The sequence below is a fragment of the Marmoricola endophyticus genome (assembly GCF_014644415.1).
Lineage (GTDB): Bacteria > Actinomycetota > Actinomycetes > Propionibacteriales > Nocardioidaceae > Marmoricola > Marmoricola endophyticus.
Genome location: NZ_BMKQ01000016.1, coordinates 1 through 520, shown reverse-complemented (window position 1 = coordinate 520; position 520 = coordinate 1). Strand labels below are relative to the sequence as shown.

Genomic DNA, 520 nt, shown 5'->3' with positions numbered 1-520 from the left:
GCAATAAGTTTTGGTCAATATCGGTGAGTGAACTTAAATGTTTTTCAGCATAGAAGAGCAGTTTTAATTGTGCATCTTCCACAATGGCTGCAATTTCTTTTGGGTTAAGCCGCCAATTCAATGGTAAAAAAACCGCACCTGTTTTAAAACAAGCAAACAATAAATCTAATATTGCAATATCATTTGGCGCAAAAATACCGATAACATCGCCTTTTTTAACACCTTGAGATGTTAAATAATGTGCCATATTATCAGCGCGTGCATTGAGTTGTTGGTATGTCCAAGATGTTTGTTTTGCGTGATCAATAACGGCAGGCTTGTCATCATCGAAGTCTGAACGCGTTTTTATCCAATCGAAATTCATTAGTATACCCCCTTTAGCTTCACTTTCATACTTTATGAATTGATTGTTTAAGTTGTCCCCATTTTTCTTTGTAAATGCTGGTATCAATTAATTTTAAATGATCAGCAATAATTGGTTTAAAAGCCATTTGATTCAAAATATCTGTATGCAAATCAA

1 protein-coding gene is annotated in these 520 nt (G+C 34.0%); it reads right to left on the bottom strand.

Features of this window, described 5'->3' with window-relative positions; all coding sequences use genetic code 11:
• Positions 1–364, bottom strand: a 364-nt coding sequence (locus IEX42_RS18425) for a class I adenylate-forming enzyme family protein (RefSeq protein ID WP_188781472.1), incomplete at its 3' end; no start/stop codon positions are given.
• Positions 365–520 lie beyond the last annotated feature (156 nt).